Annotated in this window: 10 protein-coding genes; 8 read left to right on the forward strand and 2 right to left on the reverse strand. The window is 42.0% G+C overall.

Annotated elements, in window-relative coordinates:
• Positions 1-68 precede the first annotated feature (68 nt).
• A complete protein-coding gene (locus HFD85_RS18025; protein WP_240925075.1) occupies positions 69-821 on the forward strand; it encodes a Crp/Fnr family transcriptional regulator in 753 nt (250 codons plus the stop codon).
• Between the two features lie 182 nt (positions 822-1003).
• Here the strand turns inward: HFD85_RS18025 and HFD85_RS18030 are convergent, their stop codons facing one another.
• Together HFD85_RS18030 and HFD85_RS18035 are read right to left on the reverse strand one after the other, a co-directional pair.
• A complete protein-coding gene (locus tag HFD85_RS18030) occupies positions 1004-3472 on the reverse strand; it encodes a bifunctional UDP-N-acetylmuramoyl-tripeptide:D-alanyl-D-alanine ligase/alanine racemase (RefSeq protein ID WP_167613066.1) in 2469 nt (822 codons plus the stop codon).
• A 2-nt stretch (positions 3473-3474) separates the two neighbouring features.
• Complete coding sequence (locus HFD85_RS18035; RefSeq protein WP_167613068.1) at positions 3475-4050, reverse strand: thymidine kinase; 576 nt, start codon at positions 4048-4050, stop codon at positions 3475-3477.
• Positions 4051-4113: 63 nt separating this feature from the next.
• On the opposite strand from HFD85_RS18035, the gene HFD85_RS18040 reads away from it, so the two are divergent.
• From HFD85_RS18040 to HFD85_RS18070, 7 genes are all read left to right on the forward strand, one after another.
• A complete protein-coding gene (locus tag HFD85_RS18040; RefSeq protein ID WP_167613070.1) occupies positions 4114-4950 on the forward strand; it encodes a hypothetical protein in 837 nt (278 codons plus the stop codon).
• Positions 4943-5629 carry a 16S rRNA (cytidine(1402)-2'-O)-methyltransferase gene (rsmI, locus tag HFD85_RS18045; protein WP_167613072.1) on the forward strand — a complete coding sequence of 229 codons (687 nt, stop codon included), beginning with the start codon at positions 4943-4945 and terminating at the stop codon, positions 5627-5629. The genes HFD85_RS18040 and rsmI overlap by 8 nt, the downstream gene beginning before the upstream one ends.
• A 32-nt stretch (positions 5630-5661) precedes the next feature.
• Complete coding sequence (locus tag HFD85_RS18050) at positions 5662-6384, forward strand: YjjG family noncanonical pyrimidine nucleotidase (protein ID WP_167613074.1); 723 nt, start codon at positions 5662-5664, stop codon at positions 6382-6384.
• 245 nt (positions 6385-6629) lie between these two features.
• Complete coding sequence (locus tag HFD85_RS18055; RefSeq protein WP_167613077.1) at positions 6630-9734, forward strand: SusC/RagA family TonB-linked outer membrane protein; 3105 nt, start codon at positions 6630-6632, stop codon at positions 9732-9734.
• Between the two features lie 17 nt (positions 9735-9751).
• Positions 9752-11209: a macro domain-containing protein gene (locus HFD85_RS18060; RefSeq protein ID WP_167613079.1), complete on the forward strand. Its 1458-nt coding sequence runs from the start codon at positions 9752-9754 to the stop codon at positions 11207-11209.
• Between the two features lie 728 nt (positions 11210-11937).
• On the forward strand, positions 11938-15195 hold the full coding sequence (locus HFD85_RS18065; RefSeq protein ID WP_167613082.1) for a SusC/RagA family TonB-linked outer membrane protein: 3258 nt from the start codon (positions 11938-11940) through the stop codon (positions 15193-15195).
• 32 nt (positions 15196-15227) lie between these two features.
• Positions 15228-16901, forward strand: a complete 1674-nt coding sequence (locus HFD85_RS18070) for a SusD/RagB family nutrient-binding outer membrane lipoprotein (RefSeq protein ID WP_167613084.1) — start codon at positions 15228-15230, stop codon at positions 16899-16901.
• Positions 16902-16981: the final 80 nt, after the last annotated feature.

Raw genomic sequence — 16981 nt, forward strand, 5'->3', positions numbered from 1 at the left:
AAAAGTGTTCGAATTACAATTACAGATTTCATCCTATTTAGCAGAAAATAAAGGTTAAAAAAAATCTATTGTTAACAATTTTTTTTAGCTTTGATGCTGTAAAACATGCAGGTAGCAATATGTTAAATACGGAATTGGGAGTAAAGGATATAGTCGACAATCAAAAATCGATTTTTTATCTTTTAACTCAAGACGAAAAAGAGGAATTACAACACCATATTTCATTATCGCATTACAAAAAAAACGAGTTTGTTTTTAAAGAAGGTGATAAGCCTGCCGGCTTTATGATTTTGGTGAATGGGAAAGTCAAGATCTTTAAGGAAGGAGTTGGAGGTCGCGAACAGATTATTCGTATGACCAAACCTCTCGGATTAATCGGTTACCGTGCTTTGCTTGGCGAAGAAAACCACATTGGTTCAGCTGTGACCCTGGAAGAATCTTTGATCTGTACCATCAGTCCCGACTTTATTTTTAATCGCGCATTGAAGAACAGCGATTTTACGCACAAGATTATCCGTAAACTTTGCAAGGAGCTTGGTTTCTCAAACGCGCGAACAGTAACTTTAACGCAGAAGCACATTCGCGGACGTTTGGCCGAATCACTCATTTTGCTGAAAGATAAGTATGGTTTTGAACATGATGGCACTACTTTGAGAGCTTACCTTTCGCGTGAAGATATTGCCAACCTGTCAAACATGACTACCTCGAATGCCATTCGTACACTGTCGACTTTTGCCAGTGAAAAGGTAATAGCAATCGATGGGCGAAAAATCAAAATTCTGGACATCAATCGATTGGACAGGATCAGTAAATTAGGCTGAAATAGATAAATTTATATAGTTTTCGAAATGCCGCCTGAAGTTTTTGGGTGGCTTTTTTTTTCATGAAACTCAGATTTCAAAAACGAAGTGCATTGAAATCTGTAAGTTGAACGAATCCCGATAGCGCAGCTTATCGGGATAAATGAATACTATTGGTGATTTATATGCTTTTACTCGTCTGGCTATTCCTGTAAATAAACACGTTTAACCCGTTGCGAAATTCCCGTCAGTATTTCGTAAGGGATTGTGCCGGCTTTTTGCGCAACATCGTTTACTGAAATATGAGCGCCAAAAAATTCTACCCGGTCTCCCGGCTCAACATCAAGACCGCTAACATCGAGCATTAGCATATCCATGCAAACATTACCGATGATAGGCACTTTTTCCCCCTTAATAAAAGCGTTCCCGTTTCGGTTTCCGAGCTTCCGGTCAATTCCGTCGGCATAACCAATCGGCACAATGGCAATTTTACTTTTTTTGTCAACTTTCCCCTTACGGTTATAGCCCACGGTTTCGGTGGATGAAATTTCTTTTACCTGTGAAACAGTGCTTTTCAGTGTGCCAATGTTTTCAAGCGGAAGTCCGGTTTGAGAAACTCCGTACAATCCAATTCCAAGGCGTACCATTTCAAACTGTTTTTCAGGAAAGCGTTCAATTCCACCAGAGTTTAAAATATGGCGGTCGAACGAATACGGCAACATTTTGGCAATGAATTGTGTCGTCTGTTCAAATTTGTTGAATTGCTCCCGGGTGAATTCATCGAGCGCTTCTTCGTCGCTTCCGGCCAGGTGCGAAAACACCGATTGCAACTTCAGTTTATCCGTATTCTGAAGCAGTTTGACACAGGTTTTGATCTCTTCCTCTGATTTTAAACCAAGGCGGTTCATTCCGGTGTCAATTTTCAGGTGAACCGGAAAATCGCGAATGCCTGCATCCGAAATGCCTGCAGCAAATTCGCTAACCAGTTCGATACTGTATAAATTCGGTTCAAGCCGGTAATTGAGCATATTCTGAAAACTGTCGCGTTCAGGATTCATCACGATAATGGGCAGGTTGATCCCGGCATTTCGTAACTGAACACCTTCGTCGGCAACGGCAACGGCCAGGTAGTCGACTTTTTGAAATTGAAGTAAACGTGCAATTTCTACATCACCGCTTCCGTACGAAAAGGCTTTTACCATCACCATTATTTTGGTTTCAGGTTTTAAAAGCCCCCGAAAAACATTCAGGTTGTTTACCAGCGCATTCAGGTTGATCTCCAGCACGGTTTGATGTGCTTTTTGCTGGAGCATTCCCGAAATTCGTTCGAAACGGAACTTTCGGGCACCCTTGATCAAAATGGCTGAATCGCGAAACGCATGCTGATCGAAACGATTTTCAAAATCCTGAACGTCGGTATAGAATTCAGCGTGAACTAAAAACTGTTCGCGGTTGGTGCTGATGTCCGGTCCAATGCCAATTAGCCGGTCAATTCCTGATTCCTGTAGCAACTGATTTACCTTGCTGTAAAGTTGTGGCAACGACCATCCTGTTTGCTGAATGTCGGAAAGAATCAATACTTTTTTGTGGATTTCGCTGGCCTGTTGTTTTAGTACCGATAAGGCAATTGTCAGCGAATTCAGATCCGAGTTATAATAATCGTTGATCAGGATATTCTGGTTCGTGCCCTGCTTGATCTCCAAACGCATGGCAACGTGTTGCAGATTTGCAAAGTGCGTAGACAGCGAATCGGGATCTTTTCCAAGGGCAAGGATCGAAGCAAAACAATGACACGAATTTTCTATGGCCGAATCATCGGTAAACGGTATCTGAAAAACAGAATGTTTGCCGGAATAATGAGCAGTTATCTTGCAGTAGGCAGCATTCTTTTCAACACTAAAAGAAATTGTCGACTCCTCGGATTCAGTACTCCAGAATACAGGTTCAATCTTATTTTGCAGGCAAAATTCTTTTGCTTTTCGCGCGACCAAAGGATTATCAATTCGGCAAACCATTTTTTTTGCATCGCGGAACAGCAACAATTTTTCATCGAGTTTCTGCTCCAGTGAGGCAAAAAATTCCTGGTGAGCATCGCCGATATTGGTCAGAATTCCAATTTCGGGTTGGATGATGGAAGCGAGGCGCTGTATTTCGCCGGGTTGTGAAATACCCGCTTCAAATATTCCGAGGTTGTAACTTTCGTCCATCAGTAAAACCGAAAGCGGAACACCAACCTGCGAATTGTAGCTTTTCGGACTGCGAATGATTCGGTTCTCTTTCGAAAGCAAATCGTACAACCACTCTTTAACAATGGTTTTTCCGTTGCTTCCGGTGATTCCGATTACAGGATAAACGAACTGCTGGCGTACATAGCTTGCCAAATGCTGAAGCGCTTTTGTGGTGTCGTCAACCAAAATAAAAGCAGCGTTATCGCGGATAAATTTCTTGTCGGAGATCACAAAATACCTGACTCCTTTTGAAATCAGATCGTCAATAAAATGATGCCCGTTGTGTACCGGGCCTTTCAATGCAAAGAATAGTGGATTTTCTTCAATGTGATACGCCCGGCTGTCAGTAATTGCTCCTGTTATATTAACTGAGGTCAGTTCCTTCTCGGCATAAATTTCACCATCCAGTGCTTTGGCTATGTCTTGAAAAGGAATGTTCAGCATGATTATTTGGTGGCTTTAATATAACAGCTGCGGCACAGCGGTTCATAGGCTTCTTTTTCGCCTAGAAGTACCACTTGTTCCTGTTCGCTAAAGCGGTGCGAGAATTGGGCGATGCTTCCGCAGCGCACACATATGGCATGTACTTTTGTAACGTAATCGGCAATGGCCATTAACCCTGGAATGGGGCCAAATGGCACACCTTTAAAATCCATATCGAGACCGGCAATGATTACCCGGGTTCCCATATTGGCCAGTTTGGCCACTACTTCAATCAGGCCTTTATCAAAAAACTGGGCTTCGTCGATTCCAACCACATCAACATTTCCTGAAAGCAGTAAGATGTTGGCAGAATTTTCGACAGGAGTGGAACGAATGGAGTTTTCGTCGTGCGATACTACTTCGTTTTCCGAGTAACGAACATCAACCGTTGGCTTAAATATTTCCACCGACTGCCGGGCAAACTTTGCACGCTTCAACCGTCGGATAAGTTCCTCTGTTTTCCCCGAAAACATCGATCCTGCAATTACTTCAATGGTGCCAACTTTTTTATGGCTGTTTACATCCCTTTCAATAAACATTAAACGTTACTCTTATTTTACTACTTTTACAAAAGTATAATTTAAACGTTTTTTCTTCGCATAATGGAAAATAAAAAACTACTGAAGTTTCTTCTGAAAGATCTTGTTGAAATTGAGGAATTGTTCGCCGAAAAAGGCAGTACCGGGTTCGATGCTTATGAGCTCGAATTTCTGCAAACCCGCTTCAAGGGAGCCAAACAGATTATACAAATGCTGGAAGATAAAGAAGGTAAAAATTTGAATAATAGCACACCTGAAGAACCCGAGATTTCTGCTGTTGAAAAGGAAGAAGTAGTTGCTGAAATTCCGGTCGAAGCAGAAGTGCCCCAGGCTGTGGAAGTAGCAGAAGAAATTAGTGTTGAAGAAGAGGTCGAGCAGATTGAAGCGGGAACTGAAACAACCGCTGTTGTAGAAACAACCGAAACTGTTCAGGTAACTATCGAATCAGAAGTGGTGGAAGAAGTTGCAGAGGAGGAAATCGTTGCGGAGGAGCCAGCAACTTTAACAGATGAAACTGCGCCTGAAGTTAATGATGACCTGGAAATGGAAGATGAACCCGAAGAAACCGTTGGCCGCACATTGGGCGACAGCTTTTTGAAGGGACAATCGGTGAACGACTTGATGGCAAACGGCAACGGTAGCGGAAAACTGGAAAATAAACTATCGAATAGCCCGGTGGATAATTTGCAGAGAGCCATCGGTATAAACGACCGCTACCTGTATATCCGCGAATTGTTCAGCGGCGATGCAGAGGTTTTTGCGAAAACCGTAAGCGAGCTCGACAACCTGAACAATATTCAGGAGGCGGTTAGTTATCTGCAGCAAAACTACAAATGGAAGAAAAACGAAACCAGTTTGAAATTTGTGAACCTGGTAAAACGTCGTTTCCCAAATGGATAAAACAGGCAAATTAATACTGGTACCAACGCCAATCGGCAACTTGCAGGATATCACATTGCGGGCAATCGAAGCGCTGAAAAATGCCGATGTGATTCTGGCCGAAGACACCCGTGTATCATCAAAGCTTTTAAAACATCTCGAAATTGAAAAGCGCCTGGTGTCGCACCATAAATTTAACGAGCACAAAACCGTTAATACTATCGTTCAGCAAATCGAGATGGGCAGTTTGGTGGCGCTGATTTCTGATGCCGGTACACCTGCTATTTCCGATCCCGGGTTTTTGCTGGTGCGTGCCTGTGTTGAAAATAATATTGAAGTGGAATGTCTGCCCGGGCCGACGGCACTGATTCCGGCTTTGGCTGTTTCGGGATTACCAACAGAAAAGTTCGTATTTGAAGGTTTTTTGCCACAAAAAAAAGGACGACAGACCCGCCTGAAATTTTTGGCCGAAGAAGAACGAACAATCATTCTGTACGAATCACCTTTTCGCCTGGTAAAAGCATTAAACCAGTTGGCTACATTTTTGGGCGAAGACCGGCTGGCTTGTGTTTGCCGCGAACTCAGTAAACTGTTCGAAGAAGTGAAACGGGGCACTTTAAAAGAACTGGAAGATTATTACACGCAACATCCACCCAAAGGCGAGATTGTTATTGTGGTGGATGGAAAGAAATCGAAATAGTCCGGTTGATCCCCATTCAGGAAATTTTATACATGCAGAAAAAGTATACACATCTGTTTTTCGATCTCGACAATACTTTATGGGATTTTAAAAGCAATTCGAAGCTGGCTATGTGGTCAACATTCCAATTGCTTGGGCTCGATAATAAAACGGTTTCATTCGAAGATTTTTATGCCGTCTACGCCAAACACAACGAGCAACTGTGGAGGGCATACAGGAATAAACAGGTAAAAAAGAAGGACCTTACTTTTCAACGATTTCAACTTACCTTCGATGAGTTGGGAATTACGGGTATTGATGCCGCCCGAATGAACGATTTGTACCTGGACGAAATGCCCAAACAAAAAAATCTGATGCCCGGAGCGAAAGACCTTTTGGATTATTTAAAAGCCAAAAACTATCATTTGTATATCATAACGAATGGATTTAAAGAAGTTCAGCATAAAAAACTAAAAAGCTCGGGACTCGAACACTACTTCACCAAAATATTCATTTCCGAAGAACTCCGTACACCAAAACCTGATCCTGAGATTTTTGAACATGCGCTTAAATCGGCAAATGCCAAGAAAAGTAAAAGCCTGATGATCGGTGATGATTGGGAAGTTGATATTTTAGGTGCACTCCGCTTCGGGATCAATGCAGTTTATTTCAAGCCCTTATCATTGCCAAATGATAAAAGTCATAATCTTCTGGATCTGCCACCTGACAGGGCTTTTGTGATTAAAGAACTAAAAGACATAAATATCTTTCTTTAGTATCAGATTAGTAGTATAGTTAGCAATGTTTGATTATATTGTAACTTATTATGTCAAAAAAGTTACAATTTGCTTGGATAATTGATAGTTTATTCGATATTTGCATTCTGTAATTTTAACAATCTTTAAGAATTATGACATACGAGTAATTTGTGATGTAAAGGATTTGGGGGAATCCATTCGCAGATTAAAAAAATTGAGATTTACTATAAATGCTGTTTAATTGTTAATTTAAAACTATTTCTATGAAAAAATTAGTTTTGTTTTTTGTATTCCTATGTGTTATAGGTCTCTTTTCTGTTTTGGCACAAGTCAAAACGATAAGCGGGGTTGTAACATCGGGAGCTGACGATTCTCCGATTCCCGGAGTTTCGGTTATGCTAAAAGGAACAACATTGGGTACAATCACCAATATCGATGGTGAATATATCCTTAAGGTGCCGGAAGATGGTCAGATTCTGGTGGTTTCCTTTATCGGTATGAAAACTCAGGAAATAGCAATTGATGGTCAGAGCACTGTTAATATTGTTATGGAAGCTGACGTTTTTGGTATCGATGAAGTAGTTGTTACCGGTGTTGCCGGTGCTACTGAGAAAAAGAAACTTTCGGTTTCAGTTGCTTCGGTTTCAGCCGAAGATCTGGAGAAAGTTCCTGCAGGTTCTGCTGCAAGTGCTCTTCAGGGTAAAGTAGCCGGTGTTCAGGTTAATTCACTGGGACGTCCGGGTGCAGGTGCTACCATCTTATTGCGTGGTGCTGCCAACTTCTACGGATCGAACGCTCCGCTGGTAATGATGGATGGAGTATACGTTGAAGGCGGTTTGGCTGACATTAACGTAGACGACATTGCTTCTTTCGAAATTGTAAAAGGAGCTTCTGCTTCTTCATTATATGGATCGCGCGCAGGTAATGGTGTTATCGTTATTACTTCGAAACGTGGTGCCGTTGGTACGCCTCAGGTAACTGTTCGTTCAGAGATCGGTTTCTCTCAGGTTACAAATTTTATGGATGTAAACAAGTCGCACCAGTATGTACTGGCTGACGACTGGGAAAACTACAAAGGACAATACACCAAATTCGAAGGCATTACTTATCCTGATAATTGGGCAAGCGTATATGCTGCTTCCGGAGATCAGGCTACTTCAGGTGCCCGAATCGAGGAAGAGGATCATTATGCCGATAATCCCTTTGGTGTTTACTACGATTTTCAGGATCTGTTCTTTAAAAAAGGAACAAATGCAACTGAATATGTTTCAATCGCGGGCGGTACCGAAAAGTTTAAAACCTTCTTCTCAACTGAATACAATAAAGTTGACGGTGTTCAGAAGGAAATTGAAGGTTATTCGCGTAATACTTTCCGTTTCAATGTGGATTATTACATTAACGACTGGTTGAAATTCAGTGCAAGCAATAACTATATTAAACTTATTGACAACAGTACTTTTGGTGATTTCCGTACGATTACCAGGATTTCTCCGGATGCCAACGTAACCTTTCCCAACCCTGACGGACAGCCTTATTGGTACAAAGCTGACCCATGGGACAACGAGGTAAATAACCCGCTTTACAACGCTTATTCTATCGATGCTGCTACCAAACAGCAACGTTTCCTGGGAGGTTATAAACTGAATGTGAAATTCACCGACTTCCTGAATTTAGATGCTGAATATTCATTTGAAAACAACACAAGCCGTTATACCAGTAACTCAAAATACGAAACCTATGTAACTTCAGGTGATGAGATTGGTTTTGGTTACAGTAAAGGTGGTTTGTCGAAGAACAGCTCTCTTAATGTGGTTCAGAAAGCACAGGCTACGTTGAACTTTGTAAAACAATTTGGTGAACTGGATGTAAAAGCCAAGTTAAGCGGACTGGCAGAAGACCGTCGTTATGAGTATTTTAGTGCAAGTGGTAACGACTATTTGTATAAAGATATCGCATCGCTCGATAACTTTGATAAATCAAACATATCAGCTAGCTCGAATCAAACGGCTGAACGAGCACAAAACCTGTTTGCCATTGCCGGACTGGTTTATAAAGACCGTTACATTTTCGACGGTTTGTATCGTAAGGACGGTTCTTCTTTGTTTGGAGAAAATAACCGTTGGGCCGACTACTTCAGGGTATCGGGTGCTTACCGTATTACCCAGGACATCGATATTCCGGGTGTTCAGGAACTAAAACTGAGTGCTGCACATGGTACTGCAGGGCAGCGTCCGGGATTTACCTGGCAATATGAAATGACCAACCTGAGCGGAGGTTCTTTATCGACCAACCGTATTAAAGGTAATCCTGATCTGAAACCATCGAAAACTGCGGAAACAGAGATTGCAATAAGCGCTCAATTCCTCGACAGATTTAGCTTGGATGCAGCCTATTCGTTCCAGGAATCAACCGACCAGTTTATGCTGGTTAACCTGTTTGCTCCTGCAAATGCAGGTAAAAACCGTCAGTGGCAAAACGTTGGTAATCTCGAAACCAACACATTCGAACTTTCGTTGAACTCACAGATTGTTCGTTCGAACGACTGGAACTGGGATCTTACCGTAAACTTCACTAAAACAACTTCTTTAGTGACTAAACTGAATGCGGCTGAACAGTTTGTAGGTCCTTCGGATAACGTTCTTTGGAAACTGAAAGAAGGTACTGATTTTGGTGCCATGTACGGATATAAATTTGTACACGACCTGGAAACCATGGCTAACCAATTGCCTGATGGAAAAACCATTGATGAGTACAGCATTAACAGCGACGGTGTAGTGGTTGAAACAGCTACCATCGGAACGGTTGACGAAAAAGCAGTATTGGAAGTAGATGAGAACGGTGCTCCGTTGTCGCAGGAAATTGGTAATCAGAATGCCGATTGGTACGCCGGAATCGTATCGAACCTGTCGTATAAAAACTTCGATTTTTACATGTTGTGGGATTACAAACACGGTGGCGATATTTACAACCGTAACGTACAATGGAACGTAATTGCCGGTCGCTCGGCCATTGTTGACCAGGCGGGTAAACCTGAAGACGAAAAGAAAACCACGCTGTACTATCAGTCATTATACCAGGTGAATAACAATGTTGATTTCTGGGTTGAAGACGGAACATTTATGAAACTTAGAGAGATTTCTCTTTCGTATACCTTACGTAAAAACCAGCTTGACGGCTTCCTGAACGGCTTCTTTAAAGAATTCAAGTTCAGTGCTATCGGAAGAAACGTTCTTACATTTACCAAGTACTCGGGATGGGATCCTGAAGTTCAGGCCTACGATGGCAGCACTCAGCAATATTTTAGTGCCGACACAGGAGTTTATCCTAACCAGTCATCCTATTCATTTTCAGTACAGTTTAAGTTTTAATATAAAAAAGTCTAAAAATGAAATATTTAAGAAATTTATTAATGATAAGCGCTGTACTGCTATTTGCAGTATCGTGTGAAGACTTCTCGCTGGATCTTGAAGTGCCCAACTACGAGCATCCAAACGACGATATATTAACTTCCGATCCGGTGGCGTTAACAGCAACAGCCGGAGGTCTTTTGAACAACTGGTATATGACTGTTCATGATTATACCGGCCCATGTATGATGATGCAAACCATGGCTGACGTTTCAACCTGCTCGTGGGGTAACGTTGGTATGAATGATATGTCAAGTGAACCAAGAAAAGCATGGAATAACCTGCCTTCTTATGGTTATCAGGCTTCAACCAATACTTATTTCAATGCATTGTATTCTGTATTGTCGGATGCGAACACCATTGTTGCTGCAGCCGAAAAAGGTACTGAATTCGATGATCCGAACCTTGTGAAAATGATGGGAAAAGTAGGTCAGGCCTTTTCGATTGGTTACCTCGCACTGGTTTTCGACCGTGTTTGGTTGTCGGATGAAAGCGGTCCGATAAATGAAGATGGTACTTCAGCTGATTATAAAGAAGCTATGGCTTTTGCACTGCAAAAATTAGACGAGGCAATTGCTCTTGCTGATGGTGTTACGGTGCCTACTACATGGTTGCCGATTGGAGCAGCCAATACCAGTACATTTAAGCAATTTTTGAATAGTATGGGTGCCCGAATGATGGTAAGTAATGTTCGTAACAGTGCACAAAAAAGCGATATCGACTGGGATAAAGTAATAGCTTATACCGACAATGGTGTTACTTCTGACTATACCATATTTATGGACGATGTGGTTTGGTACGACCTTGCACCGAAAACTTACCTCGTTTATCCTGGATGGGGACGAACTGATTTGTATGTAATAAACATGATGGATCCGAATACTCCGGCCTACTGGCCTGAAGGAGAAACTGTGTTACCCGAATCAACTTCGGCTGATGCTCGTTTGGCTTCGGATTACGGTTACCTGTCGAGCCAGAATTTTAACCCGACAAGGGGGACTTATCATTACAGTTCATACCGTTATAAAGCACTCGACTACTACATTTCGGAATGGGTAACCGATGTGGTTGAATTTTCTGCTTCTGAAAACGAAATGTACATGGCTGAGGCTTACCTTCACAAAAACAATGTAGCCATGGCGGCTGAAATTGTTAATGCAGGAACTCGTGTAACCAGAGGTGGTTTGGCACCTGTTGCTGCCGATGCTTCTGCAGTTGCTGATGCTATTCATTACGAAAGATGTGTTGAATTTGCCTACACTGGTATGGCGCTTTCTTTCTTTGAAATGCGCAAGGAAGACCTGCTGCAAAAAGGTACACCATTGCATTTCCCGGTACCGGGTAAAGCTCTGGAAGCAATTCCTGAAGAAAACTACACTTATGGTGGAACTTCGGGTGTTGCCGGCGAAGACTACTCAACGGGTGGTTGGAGATAATACGATACAATTCGGGAGAATCAGAACTAAGAATTCTGGTTCTCCATTCTTAGCTTAATTTAAGTTTAAGAAAATTTTAAATACTCAAAACCGGGAGCTGCTCACTCTACATTTACTCACAATTACCCTTCGTAGAACTTTTTAGTCTCCCGGTTTTTCTTTTTTATGGCTTCCCAAACAGTTAATTCTGCCAGAATTTCGCTTAATTTAAATTTAATCTGAGTATTTTTTGCTGGTGTTATTTTTTAATCAGAGAGGCACTTGCACTTACTTTGTGTCATTAAATCAGAAAAAATAATTTCAGAATTTTTGGAGTTATGATTTTTTTTTACACATTTGTTACTGTTAATTTTTTTAACAAATGTTAGAGGGGTAATATGTGATATTTGATTTGGGGGAATCAAAAACATATCCATAAATTTTTATACGCTGTTTAATTATTAATCAAAAACTGTTTCTATGAGGGGTAGTATATGTAACATCCTTTTATATCCTGTATTTTTTTTCAATTTAAGTTGTGGCAGGTCAAAAGATATTGCCGGGGGGAATCTCACTCAACATATACTCACGATTACCCTTCGTAGAAATTTATTCCTCCCGGCTTACTTTTTTTTCAATTAGAAGGGAAAACAAGAATTTTAAAAAAAACCAGAAAGAAGATCAATTCATACAATGAATAAATTCTACATTTTTTATAGCTGTTTATTTAATAACTAAAAATTATTTCTATGAAAAAAATTGCGATTTTTTTATCGATGCTCCTTTTCATGGGTAATTTGGTTGCTTTTGCTCAGACAAAGACGATAACCGGTACGGTTACATCTTCTGAGGATAACATGCCAATTCCCGGGGTTTCGGTTGCGGTGAAAGGAACTACTTTAGGAACGATCACCAACATTGACGGTGTTTATGAACTTAAAGCACCTGAAGACGCTAAAACTTTGGTATTAAGTTTTGTGGGTATGAAAGCCCAGGAAATTACCATCGGTAGTTCTGCTACCATTGATGTAGTTATGGAACCTGATGTGCTTGGTTTGGATGAGGTAGTTGTTACTGCACTCGGACAATCACGCAAAAAGAAAAGTCTGGGTTACGCCGCTCAGGACATTCAGGGGGAAGAACTCATGACAGCCCGTGAACCTAACGTGGTGAACTCGCTGCAAGGTAAACTTTCTGGTGTACAGATTACCAATTCATCGGGTAACGTTGGTTCAGGTTCGCGTATCATCGTTCGTGGTATGAGTACCTTAACCGGAAACAACATGCCTCTTTTTGTGGTTGACGGAGTACCGATTATCAACTCTTACTCTGACGTTGGTGCTTACAGTGGTACTGACTACGGTAACTCATCAGCCGACATCAACCCTGCCGACATTGAAACCATTTCGGTTTTGAAAGGTGCCAACGCTGCTGCACTTTACGGATCGCGCGCCGTAAACGGTGTTGTACTTATTACCACTAAAAGCGGAAAATCGGGTAAAAAAGGAATTGGCGTTTCCATCCAGCAAAACATGGTATGGTCGAATCCGTTGAAATTGCCTGATTTCCAGGATTTGTACGGACAAGGTTACGACGGCGAATTTGAATACGTTGACGGAGACTGGGGTGGTGTAAACGACGGTATTGACGAATCGTGGGGACCACGTCTCGATGGTCGTTTGATTCCTCAGTTCGACAGCCCTTACGATCCTATTACTGGTGTTCGTACAGCAACTCCATGGATCGCACATCCTGATAACGTTAAAAACCTTTTCGATACCGGTTTAAACAGTACAACTTCGGTTGCTGTTAACCGTATGGAAGACGAATACAACTATCGTCTGTCTGTATCACACCAGGATCAAACTGGTATGATCCCGAATACAGACCAACGTAAAAATACATTCACTTTGAATGCCGGTTTGAACGTAACCGATAAAATTCGCGTTCAGGGTTCGGCTTCGTACATCCTGACAGAAAGTGACAACATCATGTCATCGGGTTATACTTCAGCCGGTATCTTCCAAAGTACCATGCAGTGGTTTGGCCGTCAGGTTGATACACAATGGTTGAAAGATCACTGGCAGGAAATCGATCCTGTGTCGAAACGTAACTACAACTGGAACCACAGTTACCACGATAACCCATACTGGACTTTGAATAAAAATACCAACTCGCTAAACCGCGAGCGTTTTATGGGTAACGTAAACATTTCTTACGACATTAACGAGTGGATGCAATTGAAAGCTATGGTGGGTACCGATGCTTACTCGCAACGCATTAAAGAAGTTCGTGCCAAAGAATCACACGACTGGATGGACGGACGTTTTGATAACTACGAATCAGTACGTAGCGAAACTACTGCCAATGTTGTATTGACATTTGATAAAAACTTTGGCGACTTTGACTTGTTAGGTACTGTTGGTTCTGAATACAATCACTATGATTATCGCAGTGAAGCAACTCATGTTTCAAGCTTAATCATTCCTGACTTGTATTCAGTAAGTAATGCTGCTTCTCCTGCAACAACAGGAATGTCAGAAACTCATACCGAACTTCAGAGTGTATTTGCAAGTGCAAACATTGGTTATAAGGACATGTTATTTCTTGACTTAACCGCCCGTAACGACTGGTCGTCTACATTACCGGTTAACAACAACTCTTATTTCTATCCTTCTGCATCATTGGGTTTCATCTTCACTGAAGCGTTGGGAATGGATTCAGGAATTCTTTCTTATGGTAAACTGAGAGCCAGTTACGCACAGGTTGGTGGTACTGCAGGAGCTTATGCACTGCAGGGAACTTTTGGTGCATCTGATCCATTCAATGGTCAGCCTTCGTTGACTTATACCAATACTTTGGCACCTCTTGGTTTGAAACCACAATCTAAAAATTCATTGGAATTTGGTGGTGAGTTCAAATTCTTTAACAATCGTTTGAGTGTTGATGCAACTTACTATGATGAAGTAACCGAGAACCAGATCATGAACATCGCGATCTCGAATACTACAGGTTTCAGTACTAAAACCATTAACGCCGGTAAAATTAGAAACAGAGGTTTAGAGATCACAGTTGGAGCAACTCCGGTTCAAACCAACGATTTCTCGTGGGACATTACAGCCAACTGGGCTACCAACAAAAACACAGTTGAAGAATTAACCGGTGATCTGGAATACATTAACCTGTACAATGGATCATGGGGTATGACTGTACGTGCTCAGTTAGGAGAAGCTTATGGTCAGATGTGGGGTTACGACATCGTTCGTGAACACGAGACTGAAGTATATAACTCAAAAGGTGAACTGGCTTATATTAAGTACAGCGGAAAACCTGTTGTTGGTACTAACGGACGTTACATTCGTTCGCCTAAACAAACTGAGATAGGTAACGTAACTCCCGACTGGTACGGAGGTGTAAACAACGCTTTCCACTACAAAAAATTCAACGTAAGCTTCCTGGTTGACTTCCGTTGGGGTGGCGACCAATACTCAATTACCGACTGGTTTGGTAGTTACTCGGGTGTAATGGCAGCTACTGCAGCTATCAACGACAATGGCATGAACGTTCGTGATGCCGTTGAAGATGGTGGTGGTGTTAAAGTTGACGGTGTTTACGGTAAATTGGTTGATGGTCGTGTTGTGTTAACTGATGCATCAGGTAACGAGACATCTACTCCGGTAGCCAACGGATCATATGTTGATGCACAAACTTTCTACGAAACTGATTATTGGGGAAAACCAAGTCTTTCGGTTTACGATGCTGGTTTTGTAAAACTGCGTGAGGTGATTGTTGGTTATACCTTTAATAATGTTCCTCTTTTGAGTGACATTGGCGTAAGAGACGTAAACCTGTCGTTTGTTGGTCGTAACCTTTGGATCATTTACGACAATATGCCACATGTTGACCCGGAAAACGGAATTTCTGCCGGTAATACTTCAGTAGGTATGAACTCTACTCCGGTTCCATCGGCCAGAACGCTTGGTTTCGACTTAAAAATTAATTTCTAATAAGGATGGTTTAACTTAAAAATTCAATGAACATGAAAAATATATTGAAAGATTTAAAATTAGTCCTGTTTACCGTCCTGATTTTTATGGCAGGATCGTGTACCGACGACTTTGAGGAGATGAACACCGACCCGAACTCTCCGGTTGATGTTCCCGCATTAAATATTTTTACCCATGCATTAGAGTCGCACATCAGCTACGAGATGGGTGGATGGATTCAGCACACATACCTTGGACCATGGTCGCAACAGTGGACCAAAGTACAGTACATTGATGAGGATAAATATCAGCCACGTAGCCTGGATGGAGATTTCCACGGACGTTATACCAATGCTTTACAAGATTTGGCTATCATCCTTGATAAAACAAATCCAGCCAATGAAGACGGTGGAGATCCTGCACTTTATGCTGCAGCAAAAATCTGGAAAGTGCTGATTTTTGATTTTCTGACTGACCTGTGGGGAGATGTTCCTTACAGCGAAGCAAACATGGGATTGGTTTCAGATAACGTAACTCCGGTTTACGACACTCAGGCAGATATCTATGCAGGTTTGTTGGCCGAATTGGATGAAGCTAACGATCTGTTGACTTCTTCTTTGTTAAATTTCGGAAGCGGTGATATCCTTTTCGGAGGTGATCCAATGGCCTGGAAAAAATTCGGAAACTCATTGCGTTTGAGAATTCTGAACCGTGCCGCTGGTACGCCATGGGATTTTACTTATGATATGGTTGGCGGAACTACCGTTACTACTACAGCCGGTGCAGCAGCGATGAGCGACGCCGATGCTAAGATTGCTGAAGTATTGGGTAACCCTTCAAAATACCCGATCTTCACGAGCAATGACGATAATGCAATGCTGGCTTATCCCGGATTACCTTACCGTAACCCGATTTACAATACCTTGTTTTCAAGGACTGACCAGGGAATCAGCCAAACAATGGTTGACTTCCTGAATGCCAGAACAGACCCAAGGGTACATGTTTATGCCCAGCCTATTCCTAAAAGTGTAGGAACTGATGCTGTTGTGTATAACGGTCACCAAAACGGTTTGGCACACGCCGCTGCAACTTTCCAGAACATCTCGTTATTGGGAACTGCAATTGCTTATACTGAAACGGCTCCATTGTATGTGCTTTGTTTGGATGAAGTTGAATTGATTCAGGCTGAATATTACCTGCGTAAAAACGACGAAACCAATGCGAAGGCGCATTACGAAGCCGGTATCAAAGCCAGTATGGACCGTTGGGGATGTGCTGACGGCGCAACCGTAACTCCATCGAATAAAGCTGGTGATGACTTCTCTGCATTTTCAGTTACTGTTGATCAGGCTGCTTACCTGGCTGATCCGTTAGTAGCATTTGGCGGAACCAAAGGCGAAAAATTCCAGAAAATTCTGGAACAAAAGTGGGCAGCTATGTTTGGTCAGGGTGTACAAGCCTGGATTGAAGTTCGTCGTACCGGTTTCCCGGCTCGTGCTTTCGAATACGAACTGGAAGGTGCTTACTATCCTAATCTGGGTATGCCAACACGATTGACTTATTCAACTGTTGAAGATACTTACAACGGAGTCAACCTCGACGCAGCTAAAGAACGTCAGGGCGTTCAGGATCTGAACGAAGGATTGTTCGGAAGCTGGGTATGGTGGAACACCAGGAGAAATCCGATTCCTACGGAAATCGATCCTCCTGCTGCTGACAAGCAATAAAATTTCATAGAAATACATGCAAAAGGTCCACTGTTTAGTGGACCTTTTCTTTTTTGGGATATAAGAAATTGATTCAATAA

This window comes from Maribellus sediminis, assembly GCF_011799805.1.
Lineage (GTDB): Bacteria > Bacteroidota > Bacteroidia > Bacteroidales > Prolixibacteraceae > Draconibacterium > Draconibacterium sediminis_A.

Coding starts and splice junctions, on each gene's coding strand:
- HFD85_RS18030 (WP_167613066.1), bottom strand. CDS start 3,472: ATGCTGAACATTCCTTTTCAAGACATAGCCAAAGCACTGGATGGTGAA.
- HFD85_RS18035 (WP_167613068.1), bottom strand. CDS start 4,050: ATGTTTATTGAAAGGGATGTAAACAGCCATAAAAAAGTTGGCACCATT.
- HFD85_RS18040 (WP_167613070.1), top strand. CDS start 4,114: ATGGAAAATAAAAAACTACTGAAGTTTCTTCTGAAAGATCTTGTTGAA.
- rsmI (WP_167613072.1), top strand. CDS start 4,943: ATGGATAAAACAGGCAAATTAATACTGGTACCAACGCCAATCGGCAAC.
- HFD85_RS18050 (WP_167613074.1), top strand. CDS start 5,662: ATGCAGAAAAAGTATACACATCTGTTTTTCGATCTCGACAATACTTTA.
- HFD85_RS18055 (WP_167613077.1), top strand. CDS start 6,630: ATGAAAAAATTAGTTTTGTTTTTTGTATTCCTATGTGTTATAGGTCTC.
- HFD85_RS18060 (WP_167613079.1), top strand. CDS start 9,752: ATGAAATATTTAAGAAATTTATTAATGATAAGCGCTGTACTGCTATTT.
- HFD85_RS18065 (WP_167613082.1), top strand. CDS start 11,938: ATGAAAAAAATTGCGATTTTTTTATCGATGCTCCTTTTCATGGGTAAT.
- HFD85_RS18070 (WP_167613084.1), top strand. CDS start 15,228: ATGAAAAATATATTGAAAGATTTAAAATTAGTCCTGTTTACCGTCCTG.